Source organism: Lentzea sp. NBRC 105346 (assembly GCF_030269605.1).
GTDB lineage: Bacteria > Actinomycetota > Actinomycetes > Mycobacteriales > Pseudonocardiaceae > Lentzea.
In genome coordinates, this window is record NZ_BSTQ01000016.1 from 132,230 (window position 1) to 147,892 (window position 15,663).

Here is a 15,663-nt window from a genome sequence, read left to right on the forward strand (position 1 = left end):
GCCCGCTGGAACACGGCACCCTTACGGGTGGACCACTCGCGTCATGAAGTAGATCGCGCCCGAAGCCGCATGCCGCACGAGCAGCAGGAACGGGCGGTCGACCTGGACCACGATCGGGTCGGCCTCGATCTCGACCGACACCATGCGGAACACGGCTGCGGTCGCGGCGGCGCCTTCGAGGCCCTGCTCGTCGACGCGCAGCACGGCCTCGTGGATGACGTCGTCGAGGTACATCCGCGGGTCCGGGGACAGGCCGGAGAAGTCCGCGGAGGGACTGAACAGCGACCAGACTCCCAGCTGTATCAACGCGTCCTTCAGAGAAGCCTTCATCCGGACGTTCAGGCGCGGCATCGACAGGTCGAGCCGGACGAACGAAGAAGCCTCCAGGAACGCCGGGTCGAACTCGGTCAGGTCTGAGTCCGGCAGCAGCACCACGGCCTCTACGCCGGAGGCGGCCGGCAGCACGATCGTCTGCCAGCCGGGGTGGCGGGCGTAGCGGAACTTGGCCGTGACGTTCATGGTCGGCACGTCGCCCACGCCGCGGAACGGACGCGGACCGATGGCGGTAAACGGGTTGAGCCAGCCCACCTTCAGGTACAGGGCGTTGACGATCATCGCGACCGCCGAGGCCGACACCGCACCCGGCGACAGCAGCTCCGGGATCAGGCCGTGCGTGGTCTCGGCGACGTCGGTGTTCACCAGTTTGCGCACGGTCTCGGGGTCGGACGAGAACGGCGCGCTGCGCGCCGAGGACGCCAGGCTGAAGTCCGGGTTCAACACGAGTTCGTCGGACGCCCACAGGGTGTTCGCGACGGACAGTTCGGGGACGTCGGCCGCTGCGGCGAGCAACCCGGAAACCGAGGGGCCGAGCAAAGCCTCCAGCTCGGCACGCGTCTCGCCGCGTGCGGCTTCCATCGCCAGGGCGAGCGCGCTGGCGACCGAGTAGGGCGACCAGCACGCGTCGACTGAAGGATCGGGCGCGGCGACGCGGTGCAGTGCGGTGGCGAACGCCAGGTGCGCTCGATCGGTCACGACCACTCCCCTTATAACGCGGATCCGTACCTTCGAAGCTACGCCAGCGCGTTGTGCCAGGCGACGGCCTGCGCATCGGTCAGCAGCGCCACCTGATCCACAACGACGCGCAACCGGGCCGCGTCGTCCGCGGCCGCGTCGAAAGCAGGCGCGAACGCCGGGTCGAGCCGATCAGGGCGAGCCAGCAAACGTGAGACCAGAGCGGTGATGAGTTCCCGTTGCCGCGCCTGCATCTCCAGCCGCGACGGGTCGCTCATCACGTACCGCACCGCCATCGCCTTCAGCAGCGCGACCTCGGCCGCGACCCGCGGCGGCACCACGAGATCGGCCGCGTAGCGCGTCAACGGACCCTCGCCGTACACATCCCGCGTCGCACCGACGGGTGCGGAGGCGAACCGGCCCACCAGCTCCGAAGTCAGCCGTTTCAACGCCACCTGCGCGTCCAGCGACCCGTCGTACTCGCGCCGCGCCAACGCCGACACCGCGGGCAGCTGCAGGAGCCCATGTGCCGCTTCCTCCAGTGCGGACACGGGTTCGGCCGAGAAGTGCTTCGCGGCCAGCCCGGCGATCGCCGCACGTTCGACCGGCGAGGTGAGCGCCGCCAGGCTGATGCGGTGCGCCAGCACGCCGTCCTCGACGTCGTGCACCGAGTACGCCACGTCGTCCGCCCAGTCCATCACCTGGGCCTCCAGGCAACGGGCGCGATCGGGCGCACCGGCACGTACCCAGGAGAAAACGTCGAGATCGTCGGAGTACACGCCGAACTTCGTGACGCCGAAAGTGCGCGGCCACGGGTACTTGGTCGCCGCGTCGAGTACCGCGCGCGTCAGGTTCAGCCCGCGCGTGGTCTTCGGTTCCAGCCGCACCAGGATCCGCAACGTCTGCGCGTTGCCCTCGAACCCACCGCAGGTCTCGGTCAGCTCGTGCAGCGCGCGTTCGCCGTTGTGCCCGAACGGCGGGTGGCCGATGTCGTGCGCCAGCCCGGCCGTGTCGACGATGTCCGGGTCGCAGCCGAGCTCCTCACCGATGCCGCGGCCGATCTGCGCGACCTCCAGCGAGTGCGTGAGCCGGGTGCGCGGCACACCGGTGACCTCGGCGCCCTCGCCGGGCCCGACCACCTGCGTCTTGCCTGCCAGCCGGCGCAACGCCGCGGAGTGCAGCACACGGGCGCGGTCGCGGGAGAACGGCGATCGGCGCTCCTCGCGAGCACCGGGCAACGCCGAGTCCTTCGGGGACTCGGGCAGCAGCCGCTCGGCGTCGTGATCGGTGTACATCACCCAAGCTTAGGCACGTCGAACGCGTCGACGTGCGACTTCATCAGCCGGTAGTAGAGCAGCGCGCCGGTCTCACGCTTGATGTAGAACCACTGGGTCTCGCGCGTCTGCACGTTCGGGCCGCTGCGGGTCGGCGACGTCCACGCGGCCAGACCGGCGTCCTCCGCCATCGTACGGGCGCGCAGCGAGTGCCACGGGTCGCTGACGATCACCGCGGTCTTGAGCCCCTGCGCCTTGGCGACGTTCGCCGCGGCCCTCAGGCTGCCGAGCGTGTCGCTGCCCTCGCCGACCTCCAGCACGTGATCGGCGGGCACGCCGTGGTCGACGAGCCAGATCTTGCCCGCCTCGCCCTCGGTGTAGTTGTCGCCGGGCTTCTTGCCGCCGGTGGTCGCGATGTAGCTGACCACGCCCTGCCGGTACAGCTTCAGCGTGTGGTTCAGCCGCGCCTCGAGCACGTCCGACGGCACGCCGTTGAACTGCGCCGCGCCCAGCACGATCGCGACGTCCGCGCGCGTCCAGTCGTCCACCCGCGCCACCTGCCAGACGCGGAACGCGGTGCCGCCGACGACCAGCACCGCGACGACTATCGCGCCGAGCACGAGTCTCAGCAGCAGCCGAAGGACTCTGGCCAGAGGTGTCAGAGGGCGGGTCCGCACACCCTGCATGGTTCCAGAAACGCGCGGGTGGCGTTTGACGCCCCTGCAAGGATCAAGGTCATGCCTGCTGAGCAGCCCACCATCCTCGCCACCTCCGGAGGGTGGCGTGCCGGCCACCGCACGAACCTCGAGTTCGGCGAACTGATCCACTTCGCGGTCGAGCTGTCCGGGACGAACAGCCGCCCGAAGCTGTGTCACATCGCCACAGCGAACGGTGATCAACGGACGTTCAACGCACATGTCTCCGAGGCCGGTCAGCTCGCGGGCATCGAGGTGTCGCACCTGAACCTGTTCGTCATGCCGCCCACGACCGACCTGCTCGGTTTCGTGCTGGAGCACGACGTGGTGTGGGTCGGCGGCGGCTCGGTCGCGAACCTGCTCGCCGTGTGGCGGGTGCACGGACTGGACGAGGTGCTCGCCGAGGCGTGGCGCCGGGGTGTGGTGCTCGGCGGCGTGTCGGCCGGGTCGATCTGCTGGCACGCGGGCGGCACGACCGACTCGTTCGGACCCGAGCTGCGGGTCGTGACGAACGGGCTGGCGCTGCTGCCGTACGGCAACGGCGTGCACTACGACTCCGAACCGGGGCGCAGGCCGGCCGTGCAGGCGGCCGTCGCGTCCGGACAACTGCCCACGACCTACTGCACCGACGACGGCGCCGGTCTGCTGTACCGCGGCACCGAACTCGTCGAGGCCGTCACCGAACGGGCCGGTGCCTACGGTTACGTCGTGGCGAAGGACGCGACGGGCGACACGGTCGAGGAGAAGCTCGACACGCGCCGCCTGTAGCTCAGCCGGTCCGCAGCTCGAACTCGGCCACCACACCGGCGTCGCGGAACTGCTGCACCACGTCCTGCTGGGCGTTGGCCATCAGGGCGAACACGGCGTCGGACACGGTCTCCACGCGCATCGGCACGCACGCGTCCGGGGCCTCGGCGACCTGGTGCGCCCGCTTCATCAGCTTGCGCGACTGGCCGACGGTGATCCGGTAGTCGGCGACGAGCCGGTGGCCGCCCGCGCCGCCCCAGCCACCGGACGAGCCCTCGGCGCCCTCGAACGGGTTTCCCCAGTCGGTGTCCTCCTCGGCGCACTGGACGAAGTGGTCCAGCACCTGCCGCAGACCGGCCTGCGCGGCGCGCACGTCGTCCTCGCCGGCCACTCCGCTGACCAGCGCCTGGTAGTCGGACAGGCTCGCCGACAGTGCGGCGACCGCGGCACCCAGTCGATCCACGGAAAACGCCCTTTCCTCGTGCCGCGATGGTCCTCCCGAGCTTATCGGGAGGACCATCGACGACCTGCTATCTCTTGTGGTGCCTGCGGACGATCCGCCGAGCCAGCTGCACCACGGGTTTCCAGACGTAGTGCCTGGTCTCGACGATCTGCCCGCGGCTGTTGCGGTAGTCGACGTGCACGTGGCCGCCCTTGCCGCACGGTCCGCGGTAGGTCGCGCAGCCACCGGACGCCTTGGCGTCCCGGCGGGCCGCTCCGACCGCGGCCTTCCTCGTCGGCCAGATGCGGCCGGAGTCGGTGCCGCGGTACGACGGCGCCCGCATCGCGCAGTTGTGCACGGTCAGGTCGAGACCGTCGGCCTCCACCTGGAACGTGTGCGTGTTCGCGACGTTGAGGTTGTAGACCAGGGTGAACGGCTGCCAGCCGAGCCCTCGCACCGAGGCGACCGCGTGCGTCGCCCCGTCACCGCCCCGCACCCGGTCACCCGTCCGCAGCCGGTCGGCGTCGACCCAACCGCGGCCCTGCACCCAGATCGGGTGGCCGGACGTGGCGGTCAGCACGCCGGGCGTGCTCGGGTCGAGGTCGATGTCGACCAGGTCCTTGGTACCGAAGCCGACGATCACCTCGACGATCGGCTCGGCCTTGGCCTCACCGGTCTCCGGGTTGACCGCGAGCACCAGCTCGCCGGCCACGAGCTCACCGATCGGCTTGGTGGTGCCATCCGCCAGCACGACCGGTGTGTCCGGCGTGAACGAGTTGCGGATCGGACAGCTCGCACCGCGACCGCGGGACACGACCGAGCGCACCGATTTCACCGCGCGAGACGCGAGCTTCGGCACGGCCTTCGACGCGGCCTTCACCGCCCTGATGCCGACCTTCACCGCGGCGCCCGCGCCGACCAGGTTGGCCGCCGCCGTCACCGCCATCTCCGCGGCCTTCGCGTAGTTACCCGTTGCCGCGTAAGCGACCGCGGACACCGCTCCGGCCACGGCCCCGATCGGGCCCGGGATGTACGAGACGACCTCGGCCACCTTGGCCACGACCGACACGAGCTTCTTGAACCAGCCCCACCGGCCGTCGAGGTCGGTGCAGTTGACCGGATCACCCGTGCAGTAGTCGTACGCGGTGGCGTTGCCGCCGTCCTCGGGGTCGACCGACCAGAACCGGCCGGTGCCGGGGTGGTAGAGCCGGACGCCCATGATGAGCACGCCGCCGAGGGCCTCGGCGGAGCGCTGCTTGCCGCCCAGCCAGCCGTAGCGGGCGGTCGCAGCGGCCGGGGTGTCGGCCGACGGCATGCCGTACTCGTCGGTGTCGAGCACGGTCACCGCGCCCAGCTGGGTACCGGACACGGGCACCGTCGCCATGACGTCGCCGTGCAGGTTGGTCAGCTGGAGCGTGACGTCACCGGACAGCGAGGTGGTGAACGCCAGGTCGTTCTCCGGCGAGGAGACGTTGCGCGTGACGTTGTTGTTCTGCGTCACGTCCTCGGCGATCCAGCGCGGCTCGTCCGAGTCCTCGGCGTAGTGGTTGACCTTGGTGACGGCGTTGGCCCACGATCCGTTGACGAGGTGCTCGGTGGCGAACGACCGCTGCCGCAGCTTCGGGTCGATGTTCCACGTCATCCTCGTGTCGGCGGTCTGCTGCGAGCGCACCAGATCGTTGACGTAGAAGGAATTCGTGACACCGCCCGGCGTGGACGTGATGCGACCGAACGCGTCGTAGACGTAGCCCGCGTCGGTCATGCGGTCGGCCGAGTCGTAGGTGTGCGTCTCGGTCGCGGCGGCCTGGGCCTGGTCGTCCGGGCACTCACCCGAGGACGCGCCCGTGCGGGTCGTCTTGCCGGTCCGGTTGGTGCGCCGGTCGAACGCGTAGACCCGCGTGGTGCACAGGCCCGTCGCCGCCGACACGTCCGACACCTTCGTGAGGCGGCCGAGCGTGTCGTAGGCGAACCGCTTGTCCGAGCCCGGACCGGTGTGCCTCAGCCACTGGCCCTGCGTGTTCTCCACGATCGAGCTGGCCGCGATCAGCGTGTTGTCGCTCGCCCGCGAGTACTTCCGCGACACCGGCACACCGGCCGGGTCCAGCTGCAGGTCCATCCGGACCCCGCCGGGCAGGTCCATGCCGACGATCTGCTCGTCCGGGCCGTACCGCGTGGTGATCGTGCCACCGACGCTGTCGGTCACCGAGGTGAGCAGGCCGCGCGGCTCGGCGACCCGGTCGTAGCCGAACGTCTGGGTCGTGCCGAGCGAGTCCGTGATCTTCGACGGCTTGCCGAAGCGGTCGAACTCGGTCTGCGTCCAGGCGCCGTCGGCGTCGGTGTACTTCGCGAGCCTGCCGAGCTTGTCGAACGCCCGCGTGATCTTCGTACCGTCGGCGAACTTGGTGGTGAGCGCGTCACCCGTGTTCGGGTCGTAGTCCGTGCTCACCTCCTGCACGGCGTCACCGAGGTCACCGGTGATCTTCGTGGTGGCCAGGCGGTCGGCGCCGTCGTAGGTGTTGACCGTGGTTCGCGTCTTGCCCGCGACGGTCTCGGTGATCCGCTCCGGTTCACCGAACTTGGTGTACGACTCGATCCGCTTGACCGGCACGTCGCCGACCATGCGCGCCGCGTCGTGCCCGGTGATCGCGCCGGCCGCGCGCACCAGGCACGCCTGGCCCGCCCACTCCGGGCGGTTGCCGCACGACGCGTCGTCGGGGTTGGCGCCCGCGGTGTAGAAGACCGACCGCATGGTGCCCGCGTCCGAGCCGTCCGAGCCGATCTTGCGCGACTCCCTGGCCCGGCCCTGCGCGTCGTACTTCGTCGACGCCTCAAGGGGTTCCGCCGACTCGGCCGCCGTGATGACCTTGGTGGCCTTGCGCAGCTTCCAGCCGGACTCACCGCCCAGCGGCGTGCCGTACTCGTTCTTGTTGACGCGGACGTCCTGGTCGCCGTCCACGCCGACCACCCGCGCAGCGGTCCGCTGCGTGGTCACCAGGTGGTAGGCGGCGCCGTCCGGTTTGCCCTCGTCGTAGGTGCTGGTGCTGATCCCGCGGGCGTTGACCAGCTTGTCCGCGTCGTTGTTCAACGCGATCCGGTGCAGCGGGGCGAGGCTCTCGATCACGTCGATGCCGTCGGCGCTGTACGTGGTGCGCGAGTCGAGCCACGTGGCGCGGGTCTTGCTGTCGTACTGGGCGAGCCCCAGCGTGGCGAGGTCGGTGTCGGCGTTCGGTGACTGCCCGAGTGCCAGCTGCCGGTTGGACGACTCGAGCTTGCGCACGACGTTGCCGAACCGGTCGTACTCGCTGGTGTCGATGAAGCCACCCGGCGTCGCGGTGTTGACCTCCTTGCCGGACGCGTTGAGGTAGTGGATGGTCGCCGCGCGGTAGCCGTCCGCTCCCGGCGCCTGGCCGGTGGCGGTGTTGACCGTCACCGGGTCCTCGGGACCGAAGACCGCGACGGCGTCGGTCGGCGCGTCGGCCTGCGCCCACGACGAGATGGCGTTGCCGTCCATGTCGTGCGGGCCGCCCGCGCCGCGGGTCAGCGGCACGGAGTAGACGATGGTGGACTTGATCTCGCCGTCGACCTCGTCCAGCGAACCGGGACGCAGCGTGTCACGGCGGACCCGCAGCAGCCGGCCGTTGTTGTTGTCGCCGCTGCCCGCGGTGCCGTAGTCGAACTTCCACGGCAGGTCACCGGGATGGCCGACCTCGGTCACGTGCCCGGAGTCGTCGTAGGTGTAGCTCGTCTTCAACGGCGACGCGAGCCGCGGGTCCCAGACCTCGCGCAGCCGGCCCTTGTCGTCGTAGGCGTACCGCGCCACGTCCACTTTGGACACCGTGCCGGTGGCCGGGTCGGTCGTCCAGGCGGCGATGGACTTGATCTGCCCCTTCACGTCGCCGTACGCCGACGCGGTCGCCGTGGTCGTGTCGGCGTACGCGTACTCCAGCACCTCACAGCCACGCGCGGGCGTGGTCGTGGTGCAGTCGCCGATGCCCGGCTCCTGGGGCGCGATCACGCGGTGGATGCGCAGCTGGTCGTCGATGTTGGTGTAGGTGAACCGGTTGACGCCCGCCTGCTCCGGCGGGGTCGCGGTGTCGACCAGGTAGGTGTCCGTGCCCGCCGGCTTGGCGAACGTGGTCACCGAACCGTCCAGTTCGGACAGCCGGTAGATGTCACCTTCCTTGACCAGCGTCAGGTCCTCGGCACCCGGCTCCGGCCAGAACTTCCCGTCCGGCGTGCGGGTGAACCATATCGACGTACCCGGCGCCTGCTCGACCTGGACGGTGTCCTCGTTGGGGAACGTCAGGCGGGTGTAGTCGATGTTCGCCGAGTCGACCTCGGCACCGGTCTCCCACACCGGGCCGAACGGCGCCGTGATCTCGCGCAGCGACAGGTCGTCGAAGTAGACCTTCTTGCCGCTGTTGGGCGCGAACCCGTTGTACAGGCGGATGAACGCCTCGGTCGCGTCGCCCGGCACGGTGAAGTCGAGCGTGAGCTGCTGCCACGCGTCGACCGCGGTCGGGCGGGCCGAGTTCCACTCCTGGTACCCGGCCGGGGTCTTCGCGAACGAGCTGATCTTCAGGCCGCGGCCCCAGTCCGGCGACAGGCCGGTGGCGGCGGGCACGTAGATCCAGCCGGTGACCCGGTAGGTGCGGCCGGCCTTCATGCCCAGGCGCATGCCGGCGTTCATGTCGCCCTCGATCGAGGCGAACGTGTCGCTGTTGTTCCACTGCGAGCTCGGCGGCGCCGTGATCTCCAGCGAGTCCGTGCTGTCGTGGCCGCGCTCGGTGTTGCGCGCGATATTGGCCGTCGGCCCGGTGAACCCGGCGGTGTCCGTGGACACCTTCTGCTGGTTCACGGTCAGCCGCTGGCGCTGCAGCTGGTAGCCCGCCTTCGGGTCGCGCGAGGACGACGTGCGCGACACCGACAGGCCGAACTCCTCGGCGTCGGTCGACGAGATCGAGTAGTCACCGGTGAGCAGGTTGACCGAGCCCGGTCCGACCGAACTGCTCGCCGCGTCGTCCGCGCTCGGGTCGACGACGGCGGTGCGCCACGCCGTGGAGTAGGCGCCCGCGCCCGACGCGTCGGTGGCCATGATCGCCTTGACCTGCACGACACCCGCGGCCTCGCCGAGCGTGTCGACCGCGTTCCACACCGCGAACTCGCCGAACGAGTTGAGCGGCACGAACCCGGCACCCAGCGCGGAACCGTCGGCCTTGGTCAGGTTGGCGGGCGGGATGTCCGACTCGACCGCGGCCCCAGGTCCGCGGCGCCACGCGAACTTCACGTGCGTGAAGGCCGGTTCGCCGTCGACCTGCAGCTGCATGCGCCTCGGCACCCGCACGCCCTCGGCCGGCCGCAGCAACCCGGCACGGCCGACGTGGAAGGTGTACGACGTGATCGCCGAGAGCCGGCCCGACCGGTCCTTGGTGCGGACGTTCAGCGTGTGCTGGCCGTCGGTGGCCGGGGTGATGGACGGCGTGGCCCTGCCGTCCGCGCCCGCGACCGCCTCGGTGGCCGGCACCGCGTCGATCGCCCACAGGTACGAGTGGACGTCGGTGGTGCCGTTGGGAGGCGTGAAGGTGAACGTGCCGGCCTGACCGGCGCCCTTGTGCCACTTGTTGTCGTTCGGGTAGTCCACAGAGGACACGAACGGCGCGCCGGGGTCGACGGTGTCGGTGGTGAACGTCAGCCACTGCACGGTCACGCCGGGGTCGGGCGCGGGGTCGAGACGCCACTTCTGGTTCAGACCGTCGTGCGGCGTGAACGTGATGATCCTGGAGCCGTTGTCGGCGGTGGCGCCGTCGACGTCGAGCGCCTTCTGGTTGTTCTTGGCGATGATCCGGTACTGGCCGTTGCCCAGCCGGTCGGGCCGGAAGCGCTGGCAGTCGTTGGCGTTGCCGGGCATCTGCTTGATGCGCGCGCCGTCGCCACCGCAGTTGTCGACGTCGAGCACCTGGTCGGAGTGCCGCGCGCGGAACATGTAGTAGCCGTCGCCGGTGCCCTGCATGGCGAACCGCTGGCAGCCGCCGCCCCAGTAGTCCCATTGCTGCGAGTAGGTGCCCGCGGCCGTCGAACAGCCGGTGATGTCGAGGGCCTTGCCGGAGTGCACGGGTCTCATGGAGACCCAGCCGTCACCCGCCCAGTCGTTGGCATCGAACGATGTCGCCCGGAACTTGTAGGTCTTGCCGGGTTGCAGCCACCCGTCGGGGACCTTCCAGGTGGCGACGCTGCCCGAGGGGACGCCGAAGACCCAGTAGTCGTTGATCAGGTTGTTGTCGGCGTCGTAGACGTAGAAGACCGCGGTGACGGTGCCGCCGTCGGGGTCGCTGACGCGGAACGACAGCGTCGGCGTCGTCGAGCGCGTGTAGGTCTGGCCGTTCGAGTCGCCGCGGTCGGAGACGTCGAGGCCGGTCGCGGGGTCGGGCCGGGTGTTGTAGTCGACGTTGAGGTGCGGGACCCCGCCGGCCTGCGCCGAGTCGAACTTCTTCCAGGCGTAGTTGTCCTGCTCGTTGGCGGCCTTGGCCATGATGCCGAGGACGTTGGAACCGTTGTCCGCGCCGAGCTGGATCAGGCCGCGGATGTCGCCACTCACCCAGCCGTCGTTGCACGCCGAGCCGTAGCCCTTGGTCTCCGTGCTGGTGGACCAGCGGGTGTACCACGGGGGCTGGTTGCCCCAGTTCGTGCCGGAGTTGATCAGGCCGGTGTCCCAAAGCTCCCAGCCGCGCGCATCGCACGACCACGAGTGCCACTCATAGAGGTACAAGCGGGCGCTGTGGATGCGCCTGCCCTTGAGCTGGCTGACGTCGAAGTTGAAGTAGCTGCGCGCGATGGTCGCGCCACCGTCGAACGTGCCGAGCCGCAGGTCGGTGTCGCCGCCGGTGTCGCGGACCGTGCCGGTCTGGACGTACTTGTCGTACTGCGGGCCGATGTCGACGGCCGGGTCGATGACGACGGGGTACTGGGTGTCCTTGGCCTGCAGGAGGTTCTCGTCGGCGGTGAGCTTCAGCTGACCCGGTGCGACCTCGAGGCCGAGCGGGACGCGCTTGAGCGGGTCACCGGACTTCTCGTTCTTGCGGGCGTCCCACATCTCCGGACGCGGGATGGAGCCGACGACCTCGCCCTTGGCGTTCAGCAGGTCGGTGTTGCCGTCGTCCTTGCGCTTCGCGGTGGCACCCTTGGTGCGCATCGGCAGCGTGAGCTGGACCGGCTTCTTGGGGCGTTCCTTCAGGATCAGGAACTGCTCGAAGCCGGTGCGCGTGGCCTCGACGACGAGGTCGGTGCCGGGCTCGACGTCGGCGTAGGTGGCCTTGCGGCCCTCGAGCTTGGGCTCGGGCAGCTTCCCCGCCCACTGCAACGCCACCTCGGCGTCGCCATAGCGAACGACGGCCAGATCGCGGGTGTTCTGGTCACCGCCGGCCTTGGCGATCACCAGATCACGAGGGTGGGCCTTGGGGGCGATGGTGCCGTCCGCGCGCTTCTCCAGCGTCAGGTCGACCGGGACCCACGCGTCACCGCGCTTGACGCGGATCGGCCCCGCGCTCAGCTCGCTGGTGATCTTGCCGTCCGGGTTGACGAAGGTGGAGACGCTCTCGGTGCGTTCGTTCAGCGCCTCGACCCGGATCTTGTGCAGGGCCGCGGTGGCGCGGGCGGACGGGATGTCCGCGGCCTCGTTGGAGGGCGGAAGCTGTTGCTGCGGCTTGGTTTCCGCGTGCGCCTCGGGTGCCGCGTAGTCGATCGCGACCACGGATCCGGACACTCCGACGAGCAACGCCAGGGCATAAGAAAGGGACCGCACGAGAATGCTCGGTCGGTCCCCGGTTTCGGGCAGAAATGATCTGTGTCTGAACGGCGAATGGGCGCGCGCGAACACACTCCGAGTCATGGTGAAACCCCCAGTCGATCACGGCCACTTCCCCGGCCGCGGAACCTGACGCGGATCTAACGTCATCGCCGAATCCGATTTCTTCAGGTTGTGACCCAGGTCACACCATTCGGCGAGCCTTTCGTTTCACGCCGAAGCTTTGGCGAACCTTCAGCAATCCCTCAGCCACCGGATCTCGACTTCGCGGGTTCGAAGAACGAGCGTTGAGCCGCGTCGTGGAAACGACGCTTCGGGCTGGTCACGGGCCTTTCCGCGGTAGCGCTCGTGACCACCGCCGCACGACAGCACCGCGCCGGCGGATCCTCCTGCCCCGGATCCCGCCGGCGCGCTCGCTGCGGCCAACCGGCACGCCTCAGGGTTTGATCCGCCAGTCCGTCGCGTCGCCGTCGTGCTCCGTGGCATCGGCGAACGACTCGGTGTCCGGCATCGCCCAGCCCAACGGCTTTCCCTTGATCGCGTTGCGCTCGGCGGCGACCGCGTTGGTCATGTCGTCGACCGCGACCGGCGTCCAGGCGATGAAGGCGATGGCGGCGGCCAGTCCCGCCTTGAGGTTCACCGCGACGACAGTGGTCGTGGTGGTGGCCGCGATGCCCTCGGCGGCCCCCGCCGGAGCGCCGACCCCGGTCGCCGTCAGCCCCAGCGCCAGTGCCAGCCCGGCGGCCAGCACGCCCAACGCGATCAGCAGGTTCATGGTGAACTTCTCGACCTGGATGGCGAGGGCGTCCAGCGACGTCTTGAACTGGGTCACCGCCTCCTTGATCTTGCCGAGCTGGGCGACCTGCTGGTCGACCGTCGCGCGGTAGGCGTCGGCGGCATCGCCCGCCCAGTAGTGCGCCTTCGCCGCACCGACGGACTTCGCGATCTCGTCGAGGGTGTTGGCGACCTGCCGCACCCACGCCTCGCCGGTCTCCCGGAGCCGCTGCGCGTCACCGTGCTCGGTCCAGATGTGCCAGATCCACTCCCAGAACTCGGCGACCTTCTTGCCGAGCGTCGCGAGGGCGTCGCCGAGGCTGGCCCGGACCGAGTCCGAAGGGATCCACTGAACCACGGTGTTGGCCCGGTCGAACAGGTTGCGGTACAGGCGATCGACGTCCTTGAGCTTCTCGTCGACCTTGTCCACCAACGGGTTCATCGCTGCGTGCCCTCGATCCGGTGCAGGTTCTCGTACTCTTCGTCCTCATAGGTCTTCGCGGTCGCCATCAGCTGGTTCTGGATCGCGGTGAACCCGTACATCGCCACCTGGAGCGCCTTCTCGACCGACCTGCGGGCGTCGTTGTACCCCTGCACCAACTTGTGTTCCTCGGCGGCGAAGGACATCTCCTTGCTCGTCAGTTCGAGGACGCCGCAGTCGTAGATCGGCCCGCGGAGGTTCGCCGCGGCGTTCTCCCACACGCGAGCGTGCTGGCGCAGCTCGTCGACGCCGACGTAGAAGTTGTCGCTCATACCGCCATCCCCATCCGACGTGCGACCGTCATGAGTTCGTCGATCGCCGGGCTCTGCGGCCTCGGGCTCGCGGGCGCACTGCGGCGGCGAAGTTCCCGCAGCACCTCTTCGAGCTCCGCCGAGACCTCGGTGTGCCGCCTGCTCGCGGCCCAGCCGGAGTCGACGGTCAGCCGGAGGATCTGCCCGGCCTGCGCTTCGCCGTGGACGTGGCCGCCACGGCTCTGCGCGGTCACGGGATGGTCGACGCTCTGCCCGAGCTGGTCGGTGAACGCCTCCAGGTCGGCGAACACCGCGTCGACCAGCCGGATCACGTCCTGCGGCGTCAGTTCGCCCGGCTGGGGCGCCTGCGGGTGGACCGGCTCGGGCGGCGCGCCGGCGAGCGCGTGCTCGGCGGCGAGGGCGGTCGCGTTGCCGGCCGCCGTCAGCACGGCGGTGCCGAGCTCACGTGGATCGATGCGCCGTTCCCACTGCTCGTCCAGCCGCACGGCGAGCACCTCACCCTGCTCTCCGACGATCACTCGTACGGCCTTGGCCGGGTCCGTGCCCGTCAGGCCGTCGGGATCCGGTTCGGCCGGCCGGTCGACCGGCTCGTCGTCGAACAGGTCGACTTCTTCTTCGTAGTCCCAGTCACGCCCAGACCAGTTGCCCACAGCGCCTCCCTTGCCGCGAAGTTATGCGGCGAGGGAGGCGCGGCTACAGCTGAATTCGGGAAACGTTCCGCTCAGCAGCCCAGCAGCCGGGCGGCCAGATACTGCTCGAGCTGGTCCATCGACACGCGCTCCTGCGACATGGTGTCGCGCTCCCGCACGGTCACCGCGAGGTCGGTGAGCGTGTCGAAGTCGACGGTGACGCAGAACGGGGTGCCGATCTCGTCCTGGCGGCGGTACCGGCGGCCGATGGCGCCCGCGTCGTCGAACTCGACGTTCCAGTGCCGGCGCAGGGAAGCGGCGACGTCGCGTGCCTTCGGCGAGAGGTCGGCGTTGCGGGACAACGGGAGCACGGCGACCTTGACCGGGGCCAGGCGGCGGTCCAGCTTCAGCACCACGCGCTTGTCGACGCCGCCCTTGGCGTTGGGCGCCTCGTCCTCGGTGTAGGCCTCGAGCAGGAACGCCATCATCGGGCGGCCGACACCGGCCGCGGGCTCGATGACGAACGGCTTGTAGCGCGAGCCGGACGCCTGGTCGAAGTACGACAGGTCCACACCGGAGTGCTCGGAGTGCGTCGTGAGGTCGAAGTCGGTGCGGTTCGCGATGCCTTCGAGCTCACCCCACTCCTGGCCGCCGAACTGGAAGCGGTACTCGATGTCGACGGTCCGCTTCGAGTAGTGCGACAGCTTCTCCTTCGGGTGCTCGTAGTGCCGCAGGTTCTCCTTGGCGATGCCGAGGTCGTTGTACCAACGGGTGCGCTCGTCGATCCAGTACTGGTGCCACTCTTCGTCCGTGCCCGGCTCGACGAAGAACTCCATCTCCATCTGCTCGAACTCGCGGGTGCGGAAGATGAAGTTGCCCGGCGTGATCTCGTTGCGGAACGACTTGCCGATCTGGCCGATGCCGAACGGCGGCTTCTTGCGTGAGGTCGTCTGCACGTTCAGGAAGTTGGTGAAGATGCCCTGCGCGGTCTCCGGGCGGAGGTAGTGCAGGCCCTCCTCAGTCTCGACCGGACCGAGGTGCGTCTTCAGCAGGCCGTTGAACATGCGCGGCTCGGTGTACTGGCCTCTGGTGCCGCAGTTGGGGCACGGCACGTCGGACACGTCGCCCTCGGCGACCTGCTTGCCGGTGCGCTCGGCGTACTCCTCGGACAGCGTGTCCGCGCGGAACCGCTTGTGGCACGAGTTGCACTCGATCAGCGGGTCGACGAACGCCTCGACGTGACCGGAGGCGACCCACACGTCACGCGGCAGGATGACCGACGAGTCCAGGCCGACGACGTCCTCGCGGCCGCGGACCATGAAGTTCCACCACTGGCGCTTGATGTTGTCCTTCAGCTCGACGCCGAGGGGACCGTAGTCCCAGGCCGACCTGGTACCGCCGTAGATCTCGCCACACGGGTAGACGAAGCCACGGCGCTTGCACAGGCTGACAACGGTCTCGATGCGGTCGGCTGCCAACGGGAACTCCAGGTCGGAAACGGTGTCGGGGGACCGCCAAGACTAACCGTTGGTGACAA

10 protein-coding genes are annotated in these 15,663 nt (G+C 69.5%); 1 reads left to right on the forward strand and 9 read right to left on the reverse strand.

The window, feature by feature from the left end; translation table 11 throughout:
* Window positions 1-21 precede the first annotated feature (21 nt).
* The 3 genes from QSK35_RS30510 to QSK35_RS30520 are packed head-to-tail and all read right to left on the reverse strand — an operon-like array spanning window position 22 to window position 2,962.
* Window positions 22-1,032 carry a serpin family protein gene (locus tag QSK35_RS30510; protein ID WP_285751020.1) on the reverse strand — a complete coding sequence of 337 codons (1,011 nt, stop codon included), beginning with the start codon at window positions 1,030-1,032 and terminating at the stop codon, window positions 22-24.
* Window positions 1,033-1,070: 38 nt separating this feature from the next.
* Entirely contained in the window at window positions 1,071-2,306 is a 1,236-nt protein-coding gene (locus tag QSK35_RS30515) for a deoxyguanosinetriphosphate triphosphohydrolase (protein WP_285751021.1), read from the reverse strand.
* Window positions 2,306-2,962 (reverse strand): YdcF family protein, encoded by a 657-nt coding sequence (locus QSK35_RS30520; protein ID WP_285751022.1) that lies wholly within the window; start codon window positions 2,960-2,962, stop codon window positions 2,306-2,308. Before QSK35_RS30520 ends, QSK35_RS30515 begins: the two co-directional genes overlap by 1 nt.
* A 60-nt stretch (window positions 2,963-3,022) precedes the next feature.
* Here QSK35_RS30520 and QSK35_RS30525 point away from each other — a divergent pair, with 60 nt between their 5' ends.
* Complete coding sequence (locus tag QSK35_RS30525; protein WP_285751023.1) at window positions 3,023-3,748, forward strand: Type 1 glutamine amidotransferase-like domain-containing protein; 726 nt, start codon at window positions 3,023-3,025, stop codon at window positions 3,746-3,748.
* Window position 3,749: 1 nt separating this feature from the next.
* On the opposite strand, the gene QSK35_RS30530 is transcribed toward QSK35_RS30525, so the two are convergent.
* The 6 genes from QSK35_RS30530 to QSK35_RS30555 all read right to left on the reverse strand — a co-directional run bounded on the left by QSK35_RS30530 (window position 3,750) and on the right by QSK35_RS30555 (window position 15,604).
* A complete protein-coding gene (locus QSK35_RS30530; RefSeq protein ID WP_285751024.1) occupies window positions 3,750-4,190 on the reverse strand; it encodes a hypothetical protein in 441 nt (146 codons plus the stop codon).
* A 67-nt stretch (window positions 4,191-4,257) separates the two neighbouring features.
* Window positions 4,258-11,967, reverse strand: a complete 7,710-nt coding sequence (locus QSK35_RS30535; RefSeq protein WP_285751025.1) for an RICIN domain-containing protein — start codon at window positions 11,965-11,967, stop codon at window positions 4,258-4,260.
* A gap of 439 nt (window positions 11,968-12,406) precedes the next feature.
* The gene (locus QSK35_RS30540; RefSeq protein WP_285751026.1) at window positions 12,407-13,186 is read right to left on the reverse strand and encodes a hypothetical protein; all 780 of its coding nucleotides are present in this window, start codon (window positions 13,184-13,186) and stop codon (window positions 12,407-12,409) included.
* On the reverse strand, window positions 13,183-13,497 hold the full coding sequence (locus QSK35_RS30545) for a hypothetical protein (RefSeq protein WP_285751027.1): 315 nt from the start codon (window positions 13,495-13,497) through the stop codon (window positions 13,183-13,185). The genes QSK35_RS30540 and QSK35_RS30545 overlap by 4 nt, the downstream gene beginning before the upstream one ends.
* Window positions 13,494-14,147, reverse strand: a complete 654-nt coding sequence (locus QSK35_RS30550) for a hypothetical protein (protein ID WP_285751028.1) — start codon at window positions 14,145-14,147, stop codon at window positions 13,494-13,496. Before QSK35_RS30550 ends, QSK35_RS30545 begins: the two co-directional genes overlap by 4 nt.
* 71 nt (window positions 14,148-14,218) lie before the next feature.
* Window positions 14,219-15,604: a glycine--tRNA ligase gene (locus tag QSK35_RS30555; protein WP_285751029.1), complete on the reverse strand. Its 1,386-nt coding sequence runs from the start codon at window positions 15,602-15,604 to the stop codon at window positions 14,219-14,221.
* Window positions 15,605-15,663: the final 59 nt, after the last annotated feature.

Coding starts and splice junctions, on each gene's coding strand:
- QSK35_RS30525 (WP_285751023.1), top strand. CDS start 3,023: ATGCCTGCTGAGCAGCCCACCATCCTCGCCACCTCCGGAGGGTGGCGT.
- QSK35_RS30545 (WP_285751027.1), bottom strand. CDS start 13,497: ATGAGCGACAACTTCTACGTCGGCGTCGACGAGCTGCGCCAGCACGCT.
- QSK35_RS30540 (WP_285751026.1), bottom strand. CDS start 13,186: ATGAACCCGTTGGTGGACAAGGTCGACGAGAAGCTCAAGGACGTCGAT.
- QSK35_RS30515 (WP_285751021.1), bottom strand. CDS start 2,306: ATGTACACCGATCACGACGCCGAGCGGCTGCTGCCCGAGTCCCCGAAG.